Here is a 20,625-nt window from a genome sequence, read left to right on the forward strand (position 1 = left end):
ACAACCGTAAAATTCACACTAATATACCATCTTTCTGTCATGTAAGTGGCATTTTTTTGCTTCTTTAACGCAGTATTAGAAACGAATAGACGTTCTATTTTAGAGTCTATAAAGAACGGAAGCAGGTAAATTAGCACAAAAGCGGTTGCGTTAATCGTGTGATATAGGTATAATTACCCCGAGGAAGCGCTTACAAAAAATCTCTTTCGGGTGATAGCATGTACCTTACTGATTCTAATGAAATGAAGAAGAAGCTGACCATTATATACAACGAGGTGTGCAAAGGACTGTTTGGGGCCGGTACAACTTTGTTAAAGATAGAAATTGCCGATCAATTTATCACTTTTCGTACGAAGCATAGACGGACTCCGCAATCACTTGCGTTAGAATGTGAGGTTCCGGCACTAAAACGAGAAGTAGACTTTCAGATGTGTCAGATATTCAAGAAACGAATCAAGGAATTTTTGGAGCAGGAATTTGATCTAAAGATTGAAGTAATACTGCGCGATTACGATTATGCTACCCAATGGTCTGTTACGGAAGTCATTCTCGCGGAGAATTAATAAAAGGATATCTAATTTGTCACGACTCTTTTGATCAATTCTTAAGAGAAGGGACGTATATGGAAAAGATGAGTAGCCATTTACTTTGTTTACGAAGTAAGGAGCGCTTGTTAGAAAGGATTTGACTTTCTATACAAGCGCTCTTTATTTTTTTATATTACCCAGCTTTAATAAGGAATTTCAAAGGAAAAGGAGGAGTTTTTTTTGAAACCAGTTTATCTTCTTGGATGTATTCCATTTATCGGAATACTTGTAGGTAGCGTTTTTGCGAGCAAAGTGAATGTGATTGTACTCGGAATGCCCTTCTTACTGTTTTGGCATACTCTTTGGCTGGTTATCTCTTCAGGAATTATGCTGATTATCTACAAATTGGATCCTATCAATAAGGAGGAAAATGAATGAATAGCGCACTCTTGATTATTACTTTCTTCTTGCTGTTTGCTCTGTTTGTGGGGATTCGTGCGAAAAAAGGAAAAAAAATGAGTCTTGAGCAGTGGACAGTGGGTGGCAGGGGCTTTGGTACGCTTTTCGTTTTTCTGTTAATGGCTGGGGAAAACTATACGACATTTACGTTTTTAGGTGCAAGTGGTTATACCTACGGCAAAGGTGCACCTGCCTTTTACATTTTAGGCTATGGCTGCCTCGCATTCATCATGTCTTATTGGATGTTACCGGCAGTTTGGAAATACGCCAAAGCACACAAGCTGCTTTCATTCCCGGATTTCTTTTCAAGTAAGTACAAAAGTCCTGCACTTGGTATTGTAGTTTCCATCGTAGCTGTCTTGGGTTTGAACTCCTTGTTGATGATTCAACTGAAAGGTTTGGGGATCATCGTTTCTGAAACTTCTTATGGTTTGATTTCACCTAGCATGGCTATGTGGATTGGGGTCCTTACGATGATCGTATATGTAACCATATCCGGTATTCACGGTTCTGCCAGCATTGCCGCATTTAAAGACGTTATTATTTTAGGGATTGCACTCTTTTTGGGGATTTACCTGCCTCTTCACTATTATGGCGGTTTTGATTCCATGTTCCAAGCGATTGATGCAGCAAAACCGGAATTTCTTACTCTCCCTTCTAAAGGACAAAGCATTTCCTGGTATTTGTCCACCATTCTGGTAGTAGGTCTTGGTTATTGGATGTACCCTCATTCTTTCCAAGCAACTTATTCCGCTAAAAGCGCCAAATCATTGCGTAAAAACGCGATAATCATGCCGTTGTATCAAATTTTGATTGTTTTGATTTTCTTTGTAGGTTTTGCGGCAATCTTGCAAGTTCCTGACTTGGAAGGAACGGACGCAGATCTTGCTTTGCTTCGTGTCGTTAAAGAAACGTTCAATCCTTGGTTTGTTGGAATCGTCGGTGGTACAGGATTACTGACAGCTTTAGTACCCGGCTCCATGATTTTATTGAACGCTTCTACGTTATTTGCTAAAAATATATACCAAGTTGCTGCACCTACAGCCACTGATGCTCGTGTTATGTTCGTCGCGAGAGCTTTGGTTCCTATCTTTGCACTGCTGTCACTTTACTTCGTTTTCCAAGGCGGTAATTTCATCGTGGAACTGAGCATTTTTGCTTCCTCAATTTTGACCCAGTTGTTCCCAGCATTCATATTTAGCTTAATGAAAAAACCTTTCGTAACCAAACAGGGAGCTTTTGGGGGAATTATAGCTGGCACCATTTTCCTTGCTTATTTCACTATCACCAAAACACAGCTTGTCACGCTTTTTCCAGATTGGCCCTCGCTCATTACAGACATTAACATTGGATTTATTGCACTGATATTGAATGCCTTAGTTCTGGTCGTCGTGAGCTTCATAACTCATAAAGAAGCGACAATGGTAGATTCTCAACTATCCAATTAGTTTCGGAGACTAGAGATAATAAGATAGGAGGATCAACATGCAAACAGACTTGCTAATCACCGATGTCCATGTGTACAGCCATACATTAAAAAGCTTTGTTCACGGAAACGTAGCGGTTTTGAACGGAAAGTTCTTGTATATTGGGGGAAAAGGAGAAGAAAGCTTTCCAGCAACCGAAGTGGTTGCTGGAAAGGATCGCTATATGATTCCTGGTTTGATTGATATTCACTTGCACATTGAGAGCACAATGGTAACGCCCCCTACATTTTCACATGGGCTGATACCAAATGGGGTAACGACAATTGTTGCCGATCCTCACGAAATGGCTAATGTATTTGGTCTGAAGGGGATTCAGGAAATGATTCGCATGAGTAAGGATTGTGTGGCAGACATCTTTTACGGAATTCCTAGCTCGGTACCTGCTACGACGTTGGAGACAACAGGCGGAGTTATCGGCATCTCAGAAATCGACGAGTTGGTAAAGGAAAAACAGGTAATCTGTCTTGGGGAGGTCATGGACTATGCTAAAGTGATTTCTGAGCCCAATAGTAAAATAAACCAGATCGTCCGTCACGTTAAAAAGAACTATCCTCATCTTCCTATAGAAGGTCATTGTCCCAAGCTGATGGATGTGGAGCTTACCTCTTTCATTTTTGCCGGTATTGATTCTGATCACACCCAGCAGACAATCGCCGGTATGGATGAACGAATGAGGCTGAACATGTTCATCGAGCTTCAGGAAAAATCGATGACAAAGGAAATCATTCAGTATCTGGCTGAACAAAATCGAGGAGAATACTTTTGTTTTGTTACGGATGATGTGATGCCTGATTCGTTTGTGGAAAAAGGTCACTTGAACCACCTCGTAAAAAAAGCCATTTTGCTTGGACTGCGACCGGAGGATGCGATTTATGCCAGTACGGTAACACCTGCAAAAAGAATGCGGATGTATGATCGCGGACTGATTGCACCTAATAAAATCGCAGACTTTCTTCTGATTGAAAATCTTGAAACGTTTGATATTTAACAAGTATATAAAAATGGTCAAAAGGTATTCGATCAAACACAAACGTACAAAAAGGAAAAACCAATGACGACTTTTCCTGACGAGTTCTACCAAAGTATCAAAATACCATCCTTAACGTTAGAGGATTTTACTATTCATACACATGCTGAACGAGGGAAAGTGGCGTGCCGGGTGATGGTAGTCTCAGATGGTACGACATTTACCAAGGAGGTCGTGGACCTCTTGCAAGTGAAAGATAAGCAATTGCAGTGGGAAGAGAGCAAGCATTGTCTGGTTGGTGTATTTGAACGATACGGAATCAATGGAAACAAGGCACTTGGATTAGTTAGAGGAGATACAATCAAAAAAGGAGCAATCGCTTCCACTTATTCACACGATAATCACAATCTCCTCGTTGTTGCTAAAAACAAAAAGGATGCCCAGCTTGCGGCAAATACCATCATCGAGAATCAAGGTGGGTTCTGCGTAGCGGAAGATGGGAAAGTCCTCTCATTCCTGAAACTTCCCGTGGGAGGAATTCTATCAGAAGCACCACTCGACCAAGTTGCTCGTGAAATGAAAGAGTTACGCAAAGCGATTGAGAGTTTAGGGTACAAGCATTACAATCCGATCATGTCGTTTAGCACCCATTCCCTTCCGGTTAGTCCAGAATTAAAAATTACAGATTTAGGCTTGGTAAAAGTGAATGAAAGTGAAATCGTTCCATTGATTATCTAACCAATTGACCTATCCATGCTAGGACTATTAGGGGGAACTAAGCCAATAACCATCTGGGCAGAGAAGAAAGATAAAAATGCTAAAGTGAGTTTAATCAGCTTGCAGTCTGTACAATCCGAGATGAAAAGCTTTATTTCTTGCGATGTTACATAGTGTGGGACAAAAAGTGAAAGGAGGAATATACCTATGAAAAAAGAAAAACTGCCCCGGATTACAATCCTCGCAGTAGGGGGGACTATTGCCGGAAAAGGAGCCAATATCACGCAAACGACTCAATATGAGGCAGGCGTTCTTACGATAGAGTCCTTGATAGACGCAGTACCGGATGTTTATAGCCTGGCAGAGGTAAATGGATATCAAATTGCAAACATCCCTAGTTTCGCTATCACGGATGAGGTATGGCTGCAGTTAGCCCGGAAGGTAAATGAATTGCTTTGGCAGCCCCATTGCGATGGAGTAGTAATTACACACGGAACCGATACATTGGAAGAGACCGCTTATTTTCTTCATCTCACCGTAAAAAGTGAAAAGCCCGTCGTAATGGTAGGAGCGTTGAGGCCGGCCACATCCCTCAGCGCAGATGGGCCGCTCAATTTATACAATGGCGTGGCACTGGCTGCAAGTAATATCGCCCGAGGACATGGTGTATTAATCTCATTAAATGGCAGGATTGGTTCAGCGAGAGATACAAGTAAGCTTCATACTACCGCTACTGATGCATTCGCTTCGCCTGAAGCTGGATTATTAGGCTACATGCTAGATAATAAGCCGCATTTTTATTATAAAAGCTTAAGGCGGCATACAGTAGATTCCGAATTTGATGTAACGGGAATATCTCAACTGCCGCGGGTTGATATTTTGTATGCGCATAGTCAGGACACACGAGATCTGATTGATGCTGCGGTTAATGCAGGTACAGCTGGAGTTGTGCATGCAGGCACAGGTAACGGCGGAATTTTCCCTCTAACTCGACAAGGGCTGCAAGATGCTAGCAAACAGGGAGTGGTGATTGTAAGTACTTCCCGGATCGGAAATGGAATGGTAACCACAAAACCGATTGACATGAAAAGTCATTTTCTTGCATCTGACAATTTAAACCCACAAAAGGCCAGGGTTCTACTCCAGCTTGCCTTAACCAAAACAAATCAAACAACGGAAATTCAACGCATGTTTCAAATATATTAGTATGGATTGCTATGGGTCGATACAGTTGCTAAAGTGATTGACCATCATAGGTTTTTTCGGAGACTTGGAGGGACCAACCGGTTAACATGGCATTAATTCCAGATGCACAAAGTACAATTCGTAAATTTTCCAATTTCAGGGCAAGTAAGAGTCTTGTCAGCTAATAACTTAGAAAGCGGTGATTTTGTGGAAAAAGAAATTAGATTGAACTATATAGAAGAAAAACTCGAAACTTATCTTCAAAGCGTTTATAAACATCTTCATCAATATCCCGAATTAAGTGCCCACGAATTTGAAACACAGAAATTCATTGAAACTGAATTGGTGAAGCTCAATATTCCATACAGGAAAATGGCAAACACGGGAATCTGTGCCGAAATTCACGGAGACCAACCAGGAAAGACCATTCTCCTGCGTTCGGACATTGACGCTTTACCCATTACAGAACAGACAAAATTGGATTACTCATCCAAGAAAGAGGGGGCGATGCATGCTTGCGGACATGATGCACATATTACGGTTGGCTTAGGGGTAGGTGCTTTGCTGCAAGAAAAGAAAACAAAATTAAAAGGAACGCTGAAACTCGTATTTCAACCATCGGAGGAAGTTCATCCTGGAGGAGCTATACGTATGATCGAAGAAGGGGTTTTAGAAAATCCAAAGGTAGATGCGGCAATTGGCATTCATACAAACCCTTATTTATCACCAGGTCAATTCGAAGTGAAAGACGGTTATATGCTTGCAAGTAGTGATCGAATATATATTTCTTTAATTGGAGAAGGCGGCCATGCGGCAGCACCGCACCAAAGCGTTGATGCTGTAGCGATGGCTGGACAATTCATATCAAGTATACAAAACATTGTTGCAAGGCAGGTATCACCACTTGATAATGCTGTTATAACCATTGGGCGGATAGAGGGAGGATACACATCAAATGCTATTTCGGATCGGGTAGATTTGGCCGGTACGGTGCGAACGATTAAAAAGGAAACACAAGACGCCATTGATGCAAAAATTGAAGCACTGTTACAGTCAATTACGAATTTTTGGGGAGGAACATACACGTACGAATATGAACGGGGATATCCTGCCACTTGGAATGACGCGCGAATGACCCAGTTAGCAAAGAAAGCTGCAGAAACTTGCATTGGCAAAAACAGCATGGTTGAATTGGAAAACCCTTATATGAGCGGAGACGATTTTGTCTACTTCGCTCAATCTATTCCTTCTGTGTTTATCTATTGGGGAACAGGAATGGATGATCAAGAGAAGTTTCCATGGCATCATCCGAAGTTCCGCGTTAATTTGCTTTCTTTGAAATATGGTGTCGCCCTTGCATCCCAAATGATTTTAACTTTTTTGAATGAGGAGTAAGCTGACCAATCATGAATCAACCTCGATAAACACTTACAAAAAGGGGGCAAACGTGATTGGGGAATTTTTGTAAATTCTTGTTCAGGTTCCAATTTTTAATTTGATTCTAAAGATCGTATTTCGATCTAGGACTGAATTAAAATTTTCATTCCATAATTTAGGAATCATTGCACGGGCATTAGAAGTACTCTCTCCGTTTTCAGCAGGAGTGAATTGTAAAGGAGATTCCCGGTCGGCACACAGTGATTAATACCTTTAATTTATATGGCAGTTTGAATAACGGGAAATATGGAAGATTTTAGATTATTCCATATAAAATAGTAGAAAGAACTAAAAAAAACGACCTCCATATTTAGCGAGTAAAGGTGTAGTTTTAAAAAGCTAGAGTCATTGGTCAAGAATGATATAAAAACGCACAGTGAGCCTGTAAATGCCGTTGAAGATAATTGCTAGAAAAGAGAGTATTTACGTTCATTTTTATAAGAATATTCCGAATGTAACAAAGGACTCCTTTTGATACATTCGGAATCCCTTTAAATCAGCGTTCTGAAGGGTATTATAATTTAAAAAACTTGCCTTTTTTTCCGCTCTTCACGTACAATGAAAGAAGGGGAAAGGGGAATGAACAGTTATGCAAGCAGCCTCTCAAAAAATCAAGAATGTCCAGCCGATACGCCGTCTGGATCATATAGAAAAGATGAAAAAGTCTCTATTAAAATATTGTAGCTATAGGGACTATATAATGTTTTCAATTGGAATTAACATCGGGTTACGTATAGGGGATCTTTTGAAGTTGCGAGTGAAGGATATTCTTGAAGGTACGCATATCGTCATCGTCGAGCAAAAGACCGAAAAAATCAAACGGTTTCTTGTCAATCCTCAACTTCGAAAGGAAGTTAAGAAATATGTCCGGAAGATGAATCTAAAAAATGAACATTTTTTGTTTCCAAGTCGAAAAGGAAATGGTCCAATCACCAGGGTACAAGCCTACAGGGTATTAAACAAAGCTGCCGAAATGGCAGATATTCCTGATGTCGGTACACATACACTTCGAAAAACCTTCGGGTATTTGCATTATCAAAAATTCAAGGACATTGCATTACTGCAGCAAATCTTGAATCACTCCAATCCAAAGGATACGATGATTTACATAGGACTCACTCAGGATTTAATGGACGAAACGTTGATGGATTTTTATTTTTAAAGAAGGTTTGCGTGTTTTCGCGATCTTTTCATACGATGGTACCGCTTGCAAACATTATTTCGATATAATTGGATTGCAAGAGAATAATGGTCTCATTGGAGTGAAGGTTTAAACAGGACTGGTGGAGTGTTAAGTATTTTGCATACTCTCTTTCAAAAAGTTGAAGAGTGTGCTGGACAACGCTTTCCTGTGAGGGAGTTTGTATTTAATATAATGAGGCTGTAAAGTTCATGCGCCATGTCAATGCCCGAGAAATTCACCAAATAGGGCATATATCGGATATGGAGGATGGAAAGCTGGAAAACATATAATTTTTGGGGGATGGAGGTGAAAAAGAAAACAGTCTTTCTTTGTTAACAAAAATTGATTGTTTATTTATCATTTTTTAGTTTACATAATATTATTATGGTAATTAAAAACCTTTAGTATTTCCTAAATCCGCATCTTTAGTGTCACCATAGAACATTAAAGAGAACACACATTTAAAGTATGTTGTGCAAATACCTATATAAAATTCAACTATTTCAGAAATATTGATATTCCAGATGTATCTTCTGTTTACTTTTTACTGGAATCAGGAGCAGTTGGGCATATTGATAGTTCCTTTATTCAACCAGATCATCGGATGGGTGTAGAACTACTAGGTAATAATTTCCGTTTGTCCATTGATGGAACTGATTTAACGATTGTAGAAGAAGATCGTACCATAACGTATCATTCAAAAGTCGATTTTTATGAAGAACAGGATAATGCCTTTATTGAGGCGGTTCGCTCCAAAGATAAAAGTTTAATCCTTTCTGATTACAAAAATGGACTTGAAACGTTAAGGGTTACTCTGGCAGCAAATGACTCTCAGGAAACGAAAGATATTATTTGTTTATAGGGAACAAGGTTGTCATTGTTAAAAGTCGAGATTAAGTATTCTTTGGGTTAGCTTGATGAGAATATGTCGTTACACCTATATCTATGTTTCTACCGAGTGTTTTTGCACCATACCCAATTATCCTAATGGAGACTTGTTTGGAAGGATTTTGTAACTTTTTAATAGAATACTCAAGAAGATGATAGATAAAATTTTTTACAAACAAGGAGATAAAACTATGACAAAAAACAAATTACTAAGAATGGACAATGTCGGCATCGTTGTAGAATCCCTTGATGACGCAATCTCTTTCTTCGAGGAGATTGGCTTGAACCTCGAAGGGCGGACCACTGTCGAAGGTGAATGGGCTGGTTGCGTAACCGGATTGGGTTCTCAGTGTGTAGAGATTGCTATGATGGTTACCCCAGATGGCCACAGCCGAATTGAACTTTCGCGATTTCTCACCCCACCTACTATATCAGATCACCGGACTGCTCCTGTAAACGCCCTCGGTTATCTACGCGTCATGTTCACCGTTGAAGACATTGACGAAATGGTATCCAGGCTCACTAAGCATGGTGCTCAGCTCGTTGGCGAAGTGGTTCAGTACGAGGATTCGTATCGGCTCTGCTACATACGTGGAGCCGAAGGACTTCTAATCGGTTTGGCGGAACAACTCGGTAACAAATAACTAAGTGACGTTTTATAAAAGCCTTTACTGAAATATATTTTACTGAAGTTTAAATTGAAACAGAAAAGCAGTGTGATAACACAGCATTCACGCTGCGGGACTCTCTTAAACTACAGGATGTTTTTCTAAAGTAACGAAAAAGTCCAATTTCTCTATTTTTGGTGAGAAATTGGACTTTTTCATGTAATCTTTTTTAGGCTGTGAGTACATTAGCTTGTAGGGAATTTTGGTGAAGCATGGTGTAAGCGGTGTTTAAATATTGAGGGTAGGGAGAGGGGTTGGTCGAGATGGTTCCGCATAAAGGAGCAATCATGACACCCATCACTAGGGAGGATATTGAAGAAATCTACCATAAGCGGATAATATCCGACATTCTGGATTTACACCCTAAATGACGTCATGGTGACCGAACAACAAGAGATGATTTAAATGGACTTTTGATCCAGCAGAGAGAGAAATTCCCTTGTAGCCGGTGAAAGATGTGAGCCTCGATGATAAATATACCTAATTCCCCTTAGAAATTTTACTCCCTTTATTGGAACCTCAACTAATAATCCGTTTTTAATTTCTTGTTTAATGGAAAAACCAGAGACGATTGATACGCCAAGACCATGAATTACGCTTTGTTTGATTGCTTCCAGGTTACTTATCTCCATATACTTTGGAAAACTGAATCCATATTCTTTAAATTCCCCATCCAAATAATTTCGGGTAGCAGATTTATTAGGTTTCAAAATCAACGTTTCATCGATCAAATCCTCTAAGGTACACTCATCTTTTTGAGCAAGCCGATGTTGGTTATTGACGATTAGAACAAGCTCATCTTGATGAAATTTTTTGAATTGAAAACGGTTTTCATCAATTGGTATTCGATCAGAGAGAACCAAAACCTCTAATTTCTTGGACTCCAACTTATGAATCAATTGACTTGAAGATGTAATATCCATGATAATCTTGATGCCTGGGTATTTATTGTTAAAGTCACTGAGGATAGTGGGAAGAAGGTACACTCCAACAAAATTACTCGCTCCGAAGGATAACGTTCCATAAGCTAAGTTGTCTAGCTGCTTAATATGCTCTTTGGATGAATGATATAGATTAATCATTTGTTCCGCATATGGTTTGAAATGCTCACCTTGTTTAGTTAAGTAAAGCTTTTTTCCGATACGGTCAAAAAGGGGAAACCCTAAATCCCTCTCAAGACTTTGAATTTGCATACTTACAGCCGGTTGTGAACAATAAAGTTTCTCCGCCGCCAGGGTAAAGTTTAAACAATCAGATAGTGTGATAAAGGTTTGCAGCTTCGTTAAGTTCATATTTCATGATCCTTCCCCTCAACTATAACGTTTTCTTATTATTTATAAAATTATACCAAATTGTTTAATCGTTTTACGTGAAAATAAAAGAAAGGACAAATAAAAAGGATGAGATTTTTTAAGACTGTTAACTATAACATTTCTTTATGATTCTTAAAAAAAAATCAAATTGTTTCATAGTTTTAGATTCAATATAATGAAAGCGAATACATGACTGATACAAGGAGAATCCAAGATGGCTGAGAAAAAAGATGAAAGGGATGGCACTTACTCACCATTTAAGAAGAAAGGCGGGATTTAGGAATGAAAAAATGGGGAATTCCCATCGCTATTATTGCTTTTTTATTATTGATATTCATGCCTACGCCAGAAGGGATGGAACCTGCAGCACAAAAATCAATAGCCGTATTCGTTGCTGCTTTGGTCCTTTGGGTAACAACTCCAATCCCGATATACCTGACATCGCTCATTGCGATTTTGATGCTTCCATTAATCGGAGCCGTTGAAGATCAAAAAGTTGCTTTTGGAACATTAGGGTTTGACGTTATTTGGTTAATGGTTTCCGCGTTTGTCCTTACTTCTGCAATGATGAAGTCTAATTTAGGAAGAAGATTTTCTTTATGGATGGTCACGAGATTTGGTAAAACACCGAAAAGAACTCTGATTGTTTTAGTCGTTATCAATTTTGTGTTGGCGTTTTTCGTTCCGTCCACGACAGCACGAGCTACACTAATGATGCCAATTTGCTTGATTTTGCTGGAAGTATATCGAGCAATCCCAGGGAAAAGTCCACTTGGGAAAATAATGATGCTTCAAGGTCTCCAAGCGGATGCTCTTGCTACTTCGGGCGTCATGACGGCTACTGCTGGTAACATCATTGCAGTCGGTTTCATTAACGAGCAAGCGGGCGGTGACATCGGTTATATGGATTGGCTTTTTGCCTCGATGCCTGCGTCTATCATCACGATGGCAATCACCTTTACGATAGGGTTAAAGTTATTCTCAATAAAAGAAGAAGGTAACTTTGAAAATGTAATGGGTACGCTCAAGGACGAACTGAAGAAATTAGGTTCTTTCTCCTTAGCTGAGAAGAAAGCAACGATCATATTCCTCCTTACTGTATTCTTGTGGGCTACGGGAGACTATCAAGAAGGTTGGTTGGGTTTTGAAATCAGCACCGCACAGACTGCGGTTATTGCAGCACTCCTCTGCTTGCTTCCAAAAGTGGGAATACTTGAATGGAAAGATGCGAACATCAAATGGGAACTCATGATATTCGCTGCAGGTGCCTATGCTGCAGGAAATGCATTGGACGAATCTGGAGGAGCAGTATGGCTAATCAGCAGGTTAGTTGACGGTTTAGGGATAGACCAAATGAGTCATACGATGGTTGCTGTAGTTGTCATTTTCCTAAGTATGTACAGCCATCTCATCTTTACGAGTAAAACTGTGAGAGTCACGATTTTGATCCCAGCTTTCATCGCTTTGGCTAAAACATTGGGTATGGATCCTGTATCGCTCGCACTAGCTGCTGCTATGACTATGACCTATACAATTACGCTTCCGCCACATTCGAAAGTTAATACGATTTATTTTTCAACAGGATACTTTTCTGTCTTGGATCAAATGAAGTATGCGGTTGTTACTTGCTTTATCGGCGCTTCCGTTATCAGTCTATTATATTTTACTTGGTTTAACGTACTGGGGTTATAACATTAGGAGGAAAGCATCATGTTGAAAAGAAAAGTTATCATGGCAATTGCTGATGGATTAGGGGATCGCCCCCATCCCTTATTAGAATATAAAACTCCATTGGAATACGCTCAAACACCGAATCTAGATCGCCTAGCTTCTGAAGGGATAACGGGTATGATGAATCCAATTAGTTCCGGCATTCCCGTAGGAACGGATATGGGACATTTAATTTTATTCGGTTATCAGCCTCATCATTATCCGGGGCGAGGACCTATTGAGGCTTTAGGCATCGGTATGGAAGTCGAGCCTGGAGATATTGTATTTCGGTGTAATTTTGCCACGGTGGATGAGAACGGAATTGTTGTCGATCGACGTGCAGGAAGAATTCGCGAGAAAACCGACGAAATTGCTCAAGCTATTAATGGAATGGAGATTGAGGATACTATAGAGGTCTTTTTTAAACCAGCTACGGAACATCGAGCTGTGTTAATCCTGCGTGGAAACGGGTTAAGCGATAAAATTAGTGACTCCGATCCTAAAGCCCCGAACGACGGTAAACCTTATCATCAGGTAGAACCTTTGGACGCTTCTAAGGAAGCTGAAAGAACAGCTTCCACTTTAAATATGTTTCTTAAGAAGTCCCATGCAATATTATCATCCCACCCAGTTAATATCGAGCGCAATGCTGAGGGGAAGTTACCCGCTAACTTTATTCTGACAAGGGGAGCTGGACAAATGGTCAAGCTGGATCCGATTGTTCAACAATTAAAAATTAGTGGGAGCTGTATTGCAGGAGAAAGTACGGTATTAGGTGTTGCCCAACTAGCCGGCTTTAAGACGATTACAGATAGCAGTATGACAGGAAATATAGACACAAATCTAGAATTAAAAGCTCGACTGGCCCTAGAAGAGATTGCGGAAAAAGATATGGTCTACGTCCATATAAAGGCGCCTGATGTTAAGGGCCATGATAATGAACCATTTGAAAAAGCAAAAGCAATTGAACTGTTCGATCAGATGGTCGGGCTTATTGTTCAGCAGTTACCTGAAAATGTGTATTTGGCTTTGGCTGCTGACCATTCTACGCCTTGTGAAATCGGAGAGCATACAGGTGAGCCCGTTCCGGTCCTCATTCATGGCCCTGGAATTCGGAGAGATCGTATCATGCAATATAGTGAACTGGTTTGCGCCCATGGGGGATTAGGGCATTTAACCGGGAATGAATTTGTAAGAACACTGCATGGATTAATGGGAGTTGTAAAAAAACAAGGTAATTAGGATATAAAAGAGGTAATTGAAATGCAGAGAATTACTAATGATTTACTGGCAATAGTGGATAAAAAGGCTTTTAGATTAGGGTTAGATCAAGAATTTATTTTCTTGTTAGAAAAAAAGATTAAAAAAAAGAGGGGGCAGATGGAAAGGAAATTAGGTATTAGTGGTACTGGAAGAATAGGGCGTATGTTGGTCTGCAGAACAGTCACTCATTTATTGAAATATGATGCTGTTCATGGAACCTGGGTATTGAAATCTCAGTACAAAATGGAAATCAATTAATTAAGGTTCAATCAGTAATCTCATTTTGCAAGCCGGAATTTTCCGTCCCCAGTTAGTTAAAGATAAATGCTCTCACGAAGCATTTATCTTTTTTTTGACACCTATCAGCAGAAACCGAAGTAGCAGCTGAACATCTATTTTTCCAAAGCACCTTTTACATCATACTTTTCTAAATCGATATCAAGTTTTTCATCAAGTGCAAGGTTTGCCAATTGGGAGCCAATGTAGGGACCCATCGTTAATCCTGATGCTCCAAGGCCATTTGCAACGATTATGTTTTCCCAACCTGGCAAAGGACCAATAACTGGGAGGAATCCAGGTGTGAATGGACGAAAGCCGACCCTCGCTTCAACAAACGTACTTTCCAGCAAACCTGGAGCAGTATGCAAGGCTTTGTTGAAAACCTCCTGCAGACCTCCTGCGGTCATTCGGTTATCGAACACTTCCATGTTTTCATGAGTAGCTCCTGCAACGATTTTATTATGATCGAATGCAAGGAGATATTGATCACTTGGAGGCATGACAACAGGCCAGTCATTCGTACTCGTATTTGGCAATTGAAGATGAATGATTTGAGCTTTCTGAAAGCTTACTTTGAAATTCACCCCAAGAGGCTTTAGTAATTCTGAGGCCCATGCACCGGCGCAGACAATCACTTTATCGGCAGCTATGAATTCATCTTGGACTGTTACACCTGTCACCTGTGAATCTTCATATGTAAGGATTGCCTCACCATACATGAACTTAGCGCCGTTTTTTTGCGATGCACGCAGTAAAGAGTCTCGAAGCGCGCGTCCATCTACCCGAGCGGCCCCGCTAACGTGAACCGCTGCAAATTCATGGGCGAGAGGTGGGAATAATTCCTTTGTTTCCAAAGGGGAAAGTAACGTGATCGTGCCCATCTCCGGTGCGTCTTCTTTCCGTTTTTCCGCTCGGTCCTTCATGGCTTTCAGTTTTTCTTCTTCCGTATGTAAACTAATGGCCCCGACTTGGGCATACCCTGTCTCGGTTTCCCCATCCCGTTTAAGTTCTTCAATCAGACCAGGATAATAAGCCGCGCCATTTTTAGCAAGGTGATACCAAGCCTTATTCCGCCTTTGCGATATCCAAGGGCATACGATTCCAGCTGCAGCAGAAGTTGCCTGTCCATCATCTTGGCGGTCGATTATGATCACTTCGGCTCCCTTTTTAGCTAATTGATAGGCAGTGGACGCTCCCAAAATCCCTGCTCCTACGACAATGATTTTTTGCATCTATAACATCTCATTTCTCTCATATGTATAAACCCTTATCCCTACTATATCGAAGACATGAAACGATTGCCACAATCGATATTGTAATTTCTTTCACAAACTTATTTTATTTGTAGTGAATATGCTATGATTGAAATTGCACAAGCTTTAAAAGATACTAGGAGGTAATACCATGTTAAAAAAACAAATGGAATCATACATATCGAAATCCATCCTTGAAAACGAGGTTGAGTTGTTTAAAGAAGAAAGAGATTATGTGGAAAAGCATGAAATGGTTTCTGAGGATATCACGATCATTGATAAAGAAAATACATCCCGTTTTAAAGATGCCTATATCGAACGCAGCAATAAAGAAAGCGAGGAATTAATTGCTGTAGAGAATTTCTCCTTTTTATCCCAACCGATTGAATATTTGAAAAGAAATAAAGAAGAATTCCTTTACTTTGAATCCGAATGGTTCGACTTGATCGGTGTTGAAGCACTTTCTGTGGAATGTGATGATGTATTCGGTACTTATAACGCGATGTTTGGATTAAAATTCCAGAAAAAAATGGGGGAAGCCTTAAAAACGTATTTAAAAAAGGAACTTCAAGAAGACATTGGATCATTCAGTTTAATGTTCAACCAGGGCGACGGACTTTGGGATGTCAATTTTGCTTTGAACAATGTCCAAGGCTTTCGAGAAGATTTGTCATTGGAAGCAGCTTTTAATTTGATACATCAGTTTCTTTTTACACTTGTTCAAACGATTGAGGAAGATATGTAAAATCAAAATGGGGCTGTCGCAAAAGTCACAACATGACTTTTGGGGACAACCCCATTTTCACAAGGCACTATAGTTAGTGACCACTTGTAATCAAATATGGATATCGAAGGTTTTCTGGATTGTTTTCTATGTCGTGAATCCGTAACGGACCTAAAGAAGATCGATCAAGAAGTTCAACATACATGCTGAAGAAAAGCAGTGTTACTTTTCTTTGTCATGAAGACGATCTTCATATTCGGTTTCCAGCATCCCATACAGACCATTCATCTCTTGTTCATCTGGGTCTGCCCCAAAGTCGTTCGTGATTTTTTTCTTTTTATCATCAATCTTTTCTGTTTGCTCATTTTTCTTGTCCAAACATATCACCTCCAATTACTAGTGTCTCTCGATGGCCACATAAATATACGTTCATGATTGGGCTTTTTTCAGGTAGACTGTCATCTCATTTCAAGCAATTTAATTGCTATTCTAAATAGTTATTACTCTAACTATTTGTTACACTATAAGTATATAACCTAGAGATGACGGAGAGAGAATGTGAAGAAGAAAAAACGGAAGAAATCAAAGAAGATTTTTGTTATATTAAGCTTGATTTTTGCATTTTTGGTCATGAAGCAGATCATCCAAAACCCAGTTAACGGCAATATACCCACATCAATAAATCCCCTGGATTCTTTTGCGAATGTGAAAAGGTATAGCCCGACCATTCATGATGAGTTGGCGAGATACGGGCTTGAAGAGCATACTTCGACTTTAATTGCCTTGATGCAGCAGGAAAGCCGCGGGCGAGGTGGTGACCCCATGCAGGCATCTGAATCGGCGGGAATGGACCCCAATTCCATTACAGATCCAAACGAAAGCATAAAGTATGGCGTAAAGCATTTCAGAAGGATTCATGAATATGGCAAAGAAAAGAACGTGGATTTCGCGACGATCATTCAAGCTTATAACATGGGAATTGGTTATATTGATTACATAGCAAAAAAAGGAGGCAAGCATACCGAAGAGCTTGCCAAGCAATTTTCGAAGATCCAAGTGGAAAAAGACCCTGCTCTTTATGATTGTGGCGGGGATAAGGACAATTTTCGCTACCCATATTGCTATGGTGATTATACATACAGCGAAAAAGTGGCCAAAAACATTGAAGAGCTGGCGGACAGTATATCGGCTCAAGCGGATAGTGAGTAAGTGGACATCACAATTAATGCATCTGTCTATCAAAAGACTTGCCTGCCAAATTTATGGCAGGCAAGTCTTTTATTACTCTCCCAACAATGAAAGAAGGGACTCATGTTTATAGTCTTGCTCTGATTGCAAAACGTTTTGAGCCAGCAGATCATCCAGCGAATCCAATAAGGTGCTCAAAGCTTGCTGGACTGACCCATTTTCGAACAAATCCAATGGGACAGGAAGCTCTTCTTCATCCAAGATATAGTAGTTGCCATCTGGAAAAACCACTATATCAAGAATTAGATCTTCAAAAGTAACCAAGTTATTAAAGAGGGACGTATTTTTAACAATATTGAAATACGCACCCACATATTTCCCATGTTTGTTTCTCCATATGTACAAATTATACGGGCGGTCCCGCCAATAATAGGCAATCGTATAACACCCTTTAGAGATGGTCAGTTTGGTTTTCGGAGTGTTTATCGTAAAAGAATCGGTGACTTCGTGAAAAAGCACGGCTTCCTCTTCATTCGCGGCTAACATGAAGCAACGATGCTCCACTACTAACGAGTCATAGCGGATTTTTCTTTCTATTATTTCATCACGGAGTGCAGATGCATTTATATGGACCATCGTTTAACCTTCTCCTGTTCATGATTTTGATTATGTTTATCAGTATACTCTTGAACATGCTTAATAACATGAGAAACCTAATTTCTCACAACGCCCAGAGAGAAATTAGGCATTTTATTTCAATAGGTTTTACCCGCTATACGCTTGATTTAATGTTTGTATATCAATTTTCTTCATTTTGTAGAGTGCTTTCATTACTCTGGCCGAAGTTTCGGGATCAGAGGTGTTGATCATTTCGGATATATTACCAGGAATTATCTGCCAAGATACGCCAAATTGATCTTTCAGCCAGCCACAAGCCTGCGCATTTTCATCTCCGCCTTGGGAGAGTTTTTCCCAATAATAATCGACATCATCTTGAGATTCGCAATGGATGATGAAGGATATCGCCTCTGTGAATTTGAATTGCGGCCCGCCATTCAATGCGACGAATGACTGCCCTTCTAGTTCGAACTCAATCGTCATTACTTTACCCTCTGACATTCCGTGGATTTCCTTACCTACGTTTCCATAGTAAGTGATGCGGCCCACCTTCGAATTTTCGAAGATGGACGTGTAAAACCTTGTCGCCTCCTCAGCCTGGGTATCGAACCATAGATTTGTCGTGATTTTTTGAAGTTTGTTTTTCATCATTTTCTCCCTTCGGTTTCATGGATAATTTGATCGAAAATGGTATCTTCCGGACAGAAGAAGTCCGCACAAAGAGGATATGAAGGTACTTTCCATGATAGGAAAAGCCTCATATCCAAAGGGGAATGCCCCAACAAAATCACAAATGCAGGTATTAGTTGCCCGTGTTAAATTGCCAATTGATCCCGAACTTGTCCGTCACTTGACCGTATAATTTACTCCAAAAGGTCTCTTGAAGCTCCATGCGGACAGTGCCGCCTTCTTTTAGGTTATGAAAGATTGATTTTATTTCTTCCAAATTATCCGAAACAAATGCTAAGCTGATATTGTTTCCTTCAATAAAGGGCATACCAGGAAAAACATCGGAAAACATGATGTTGCTGCCAGCAATATTCAGTCGTGCATGCATGACTAGATTTTTCGCTGCTTCCGGAAATTCAAATTCAGGATTCGGCGGTGTATCACCAAAGGTCATGAAGTCCGTTGCTTCCGTTCCAAAAACCTGGGCATAATATTTTACCGCTTCACGACAATTTCCATTAAAATTAAGATATGCATCTACTGACATCCGTTTCACTCCTTTTGGTTTTTCATTCATATGGATGGTGTAATCAGGGAGGCGTTACAGCTTCTTAGTCTCTGACAAAAAATTCAGGAGGTTCAATCCCTAGTGTCCTAAGATAGATAAAACCTTGTCCTCTATGATGGATCTCATTCTCTAGGCCATATTGAAGCCTCGAAAAGTGGCTTTGTGAAGGTCCAAAAAAGGGATCCTTTTCCATAACCTCAAGTGTTTCCTCCGTAACCTCCTGCCACAGCCTCCGCGTTTCTACCCTAACGGCATCACAGGTAGATAGTAGTGCCTCTTTTGTAGAAATCGTTGCAAATGAATCTTGGAAGTTCCAAACATTAAGTGCAATTCCCTGGATATAGGCACTCTCGATGTTCATAATTTCTTTAATCATTTCAGCGAAGGGACGAAGTTTATCGGCCGGTGTATAGTGAAATAGTTCATCTTCAGGAAAAGCTTCCACAACCCGCATCGTCAATCTCCTGTTTCCTTCCAATATCTCGAGTAAACCGTCTTTCGAAAGAACCATCGATTCTCACTCCCTAGTTATTCTGTCTGTATAGATGTTCTGTGTACAATCAAAAATCCCTGCAAGTTCTACCTTAGAAAAAATAGTTTTGCTAACTAGTAAAAACCAGCATATTTCCAACCTAAAATTTGGTATAATCACAAAGTAACATTCAAGGATCAATTCTTACAAAAACCGAAGGGAATGGGGCGAAGCAATGATCAATAAAGTAGGTCAAATTATGCTATATGTAAATAACCAGGATGAGTGCATGAAGTTTTGGACGGAAAAAGTGGGTTTTACCGTCGTATCCGATGAGGATAACGGACATCTAAGATGGATTGAAATGGCACCGACACAAGAAGCGCAAACGAGCATTATCCTACACAACAAGGAATTGATCGCTAAGATGCAGCCTGAATTGAATCTTAAAACACCTTCGCTAATGTTTTTCGCGGAAGATCTTGACTCATTATATAAAGAATTTTCGGATAAGAATATCAAAGTCGGGGAAATGGTGACGATGCCTTCCGGAAAAGTATTCAACTTTGCCGATAATGAAGATAATTACTTTGCTGTCATGGAAAAAAAGTGAAGAAAAAATGAATGATCAAAACGACTAGAAAGTCGATTTTTAGTCGTTTTGATTTTTAGACGTTCGTTTTTCAATCAGCAGGCCTTGGTCCAGCGGCAAGTCCCGAGCTTTCGACCGTCATGATAGGACGGATGGCTATGTCTCCATTCACGTATATTTGACAAGATAACCGAAGCTGATCTTCGATGCCCTTTTCCTCAAAGGATTTTTTTTCATCATTCGTGACTTCAGAAAAATCACCTGCCAATATCTCTACCCTGCATGTCGTGCACTTTGCCTTTCCGCCACATCGATGGAGAATATTCACCCCGTTATCTTCCAATGCCAAGACCAACTTCTTACCCTGTTCAACTTCAAAAGTTCCTCGTTCATAAACCGTTACATAAGGCATTCTCATCCCACCCATTAAAAGATTTGCACCAAAAGGTCATTGCTAT

The 20,625-nt window shown here is 40.1% G+C and carries 22 protein-coding genes and 1 pseudogene; 15 read left to right on the forward strand and 8 right to left on the reverse strand.

Annotated features, from left to right (window positions below; translation table 11 throughout):
* Positions 1–218: 218 nt before the first annotated feature.
* The 9 genes and pseudogenes from ASU00_RS18370 to ASU00_RS18410 all read left to right on the forward strand — a co-directional run bounded on the left by ASU00_RS18370 (position 219) and on the right by ASU00_RS18410 (position 9,494).
* The gene (locus ASU00_RS18370; RefSeq protein ID WP_057914931.1) at positions 219–563 is read left to right on the forward strand and encodes a hypothetical protein; all 345 of its coding nucleotides are present in this window, start codon (positions 219–221) and stop codon (positions 561–563) included.
* Between the two features lie 204 nt (positions 564–767).
* On the forward strand, positions 768–965 hold the full coding sequence (locus ASU00_RS18375; RefSeq protein WP_057914932.1) for a DUF3311 domain-containing protein: 198 nt from the start codon (positions 768–770) through the stop codon (positions 963–965).
* The gene (locus ASU00_RS18380) at positions 962–2,434 is read left to right on the forward strand and encodes a sodium:solute symporter family protein (protein WP_057914933.1); all 1,473 of its coding nucleotides are present in this window, start codon (positions 962–964) and stop codon (positions 2,432–2,434) included. Before ASU00_RS18375 ends, ASU00_RS18380 begins: the two co-directional genes overlap by 4 nt.
* Positions 2,435–2,471: 37 nt before the next feature.
* A pseudogene (locus ASU00_RS18385) lies at positions 2,472–4,178 on the forward strand (adenine deaminase C-terminal domain-containing protein).
* A 186-nt stretch (positions 4,179–4,364) separates the two neighbouring features.
* Positions 4,365–5,363 carry an asparaginase gene (locus ASU00_RS18390; protein ID WP_057914934.1) on the forward strand — a complete coding sequence of 333 codons (999 nt, stop codon included), beginning with the start codon at positions 4,365–4,367 and terminating at the stop codon, positions 5,361–5,363.
* Positions 5,364–5,549: 186 nt separating this feature from the next.
* Positions 5,550–6,737 carry a M20 metallopeptidase family protein gene (locus tag ASU00_RS18395; protein ID WP_236712773.1) on the forward strand — a complete coding sequence of 396 codons (1,188 nt, stop codon included), beginning with the start codon at positions 5,550–5,552 and terminating at the stop codon, positions 6,735–6,737.
* Positions 6,738–7,368: 631 nt separating this feature from the next.
* Positions 7,369–7,941 (forward strand): tyrosine-type recombinase/integrase, encoded by a 573-nt coding sequence (locus ASU00_RS18400; protein WP_236712774.1) that lies wholly within the window; start codon positions 7,369–7,371, stop codon positions 7,939–7,941.
* A 625-nt stretch (positions 7,942–8,566) separates the two neighbouring features.
* Positions 8,567–8,824, forward strand: coding sequence for a hypothetical protein (locus ASU00_RS18405; protein WP_152983792.1), 258 nt, complete (start codon positions 8,567–8,569; stop codon positions 8,822–8,824).
* A 217-nt stretch (positions 8,825–9,041) separates the two neighbouring features.
* Positions 9,042–9,494 (forward strand): VOC family protein, encoded by a 453-nt coding sequence (locus tag ASU00_RS18410; protein ID WP_057914937.1) that lies wholly within the window; start codon positions 9,042–9,044, stop codon positions 9,492–9,494.
* 425 nt (positions 9,495–9,919) lie between these two features.
* Here ASU00_RS18410 and ASU00_RS18415 read toward each other — a convergent pair whose 3' ends face one another.
* A complete protein-coding gene (locus tag ASU00_RS18415; RefSeq protein WP_057914938.1) occupies positions 9,920–10,810 on the reverse strand; it encodes a LysR family transcriptional regulator in 891 nt (296 codons plus the stop codon).
* Positions 10,811–11,113: 303 nt separating this feature from the next.
* Here ASU00_RS18415 and ASU00_RS18420 point away from each other — a divergent pair, with 303 nt between their 5' ends.
* Genes ASU00_RS18420 through ASU00_RS18430 form a run of 3 tightly spaced genes read left to right on the forward strand, consistent with a single transcriptional unit; the run spans position 11,114 to position 14,062 of the window.
* The gene (locus ASU00_RS18420; RefSeq protein WP_057914939.1) at positions 11,114–12,523 is read left to right on the forward strand and encodes an SLC13 family permease; all 1,410 of its coding nucleotides are present in this window, start codon (positions 11,114–11,116) and stop codon (positions 12,521–12,523) included.
* Between the two features lie 18 nt (positions 12,524–12,541).
* Positions 12,542–13,783 carry a 2,3-bisphosphoglycerate-independent phosphoglycerate mutase gene (locus tag ASU00_RS18425; RefSeq protein WP_057914940.1) on the forward strand — a complete coding sequence of 414 codons (1,242 nt, stop codon included), beginning with the start codon at positions 12,542–12,544 and terminating at the stop codon, positions 13,781–13,783.
* A gap of 21 nt (positions 13,784–13,804) precedes the next feature.
* A complete protein-coding gene (locus ASU00_RS18430) occupies positions 13,805–14,062 on the forward strand; it encodes a sporulation inhibitor A family protein (protein ID WP_057914941.1) in 258 nt (85 codons plus the stop codon).
* A 134-nt stretch (positions 14,063–14,196) separates the two neighbouring features.
* Here ASU00_RS18430 and ASU00_RS18435 read toward each other — a convergent pair whose 3' ends face one another.
* Positions 14,197–15,315, reverse strand: coding sequence for an NAD(P)/FAD-dependent oxidoreductase (locus tag ASU00_RS18435; RefSeq protein ID WP_057914942.1), 1,119 nt, complete (start codon positions 15,313–15,315; stop codon positions 14,197–14,199).
* 172 nt (positions 15,316–15,487) lie between these two features.
* Here ASU00_RS18435 and ASU00_RS18440 point away from each other — a divergent pair, with 172 nt between their 5' ends.
* Positions 15,488–16,081 (forward strand): hypothetical protein, encoded by a 594-nt coding sequence (locus ASU00_RS18440; protein ID WP_057914943.1) that lies wholly within the window; start codon positions 15,488–15,490, stop codon positions 16,079–16,081.
* Positions 16,082–16,282: 201 nt separating this feature from the next.
* On the opposite strand, the gene ASU00_RS24670 is transcribed toward ASU00_RS18440, so the two are convergent.
* A complete protein-coding gene (locus ASU00_RS24670; protein ID WP_236712775.1) occupies positions 16,283–16,438 on the reverse strand; it encodes a DUF4021 domain-containing protein in 156 nt (51 codons plus the stop codon).
* 180 nt (positions 16,439–16,618) lie between these two features.
* Between ASU00_RS24670 and ASU00_RS18445 the strand changes: the two genes are divergently transcribed.
* Positions 16,619–17,269 carry a lysozyme family protein gene (locus ASU00_RS18445; RefSeq protein WP_057914944.1) on the forward strand — a complete coding sequence of 217 codons (651 nt, stop codon included), beginning with the start codon at positions 16,619–16,621 and terminating at the stop codon, positions 17,267–17,269.
* Between the two features lie 72 nt (positions 17,270–17,341).
* Here the strand turns inward: ASU00_RS18445 and ASU00_RS18450 are convergent, their stop codons facing one another.
* The 4 genes from ASU00_RS18450 to ASU00_RS18465 form a co-directional block, all read right to left on the reverse strand.
* Positions 17,342–17,884 (reverse strand): ribonuclease FAU-1 family protein, encoded by a 543-nt coding sequence (locus ASU00_RS18450; RefSeq protein WP_057914945.1) that lies wholly within the window; start codon positions 17,882–17,884, stop codon positions 17,342–17,344.
* 129 nt (positions 17,885–18,013) lie between these two features.
* Positions 18,014–18,514, reverse strand: coding sequence for a VOC family protein (locus ASU00_RS18455; protein WP_057914946.1), 501 nt, complete (start codon positions 18,512–18,514; stop codon positions 18,014–18,016).
* 154 nt (positions 18,515–18,668) lie between these two features.
* Positions 18,669–19,082: a VOC family protein gene (locus tag ASU00_RS18460; RefSeq protein WP_057914947.1), complete on the reverse strand. Its 414-nt coding sequence runs from the start codon at positions 19,080–19,082 to the stop codon at positions 18,669–18,671.
* Positions 19,083–19,146: 64 nt separating this feature from the next.
* On the reverse strand, positions 19,147–19,614 hold the full coding sequence (locus ASU00_RS18465) for a DinB family protein (protein ID WP_057914948.1): 468 nt from the start codon (positions 19,612–19,614) through the stop codon (positions 19,147–19,149).
* Positions 19,615–19,810: 196 nt separating this feature from the next.
* On the opposite strand from ASU00_RS18465, the gene ASU00_RS18470 reads away from it, so the two are divergent.
* The gene (locus tag ASU00_RS18470) at positions 19,811–20,188 is read left to right on the forward strand and encodes a VOC family protein (protein ID WP_057914949.1); all 378 of its coding nucleotides are present in this window, start codon (positions 19,811–19,813) and stop codon (positions 20,186–20,188) included.
* 70 nt (positions 20,189–20,258) lie between these two features.
* On the opposite strand, the gene ASU00_RS18475 is transcribed toward ASU00_RS18470, so the two are convergent.
* Positions 20,259–20,579 (reverse strand): 2Fe-2S iron-sulfur cluster-binding protein, encoded by a 321-nt coding sequence (locus tag ASU00_RS18475; RefSeq protein ID WP_057914950.1) that lies wholly within the window; start codon positions 20,577–20,579, stop codon positions 20,259–20,261.
* Positions 20,580–20,625 lie beyond the last annotated feature (46 nt).

Origin of the sequence: Peribacillus muralis (assembly GCF_001439925.1) — a bacterium.
Lineage (GTDB): Bacteria > Bacillota > Bacilli > Bacillales > DSM-1321 > Peribacillus > Peribacillus muralis.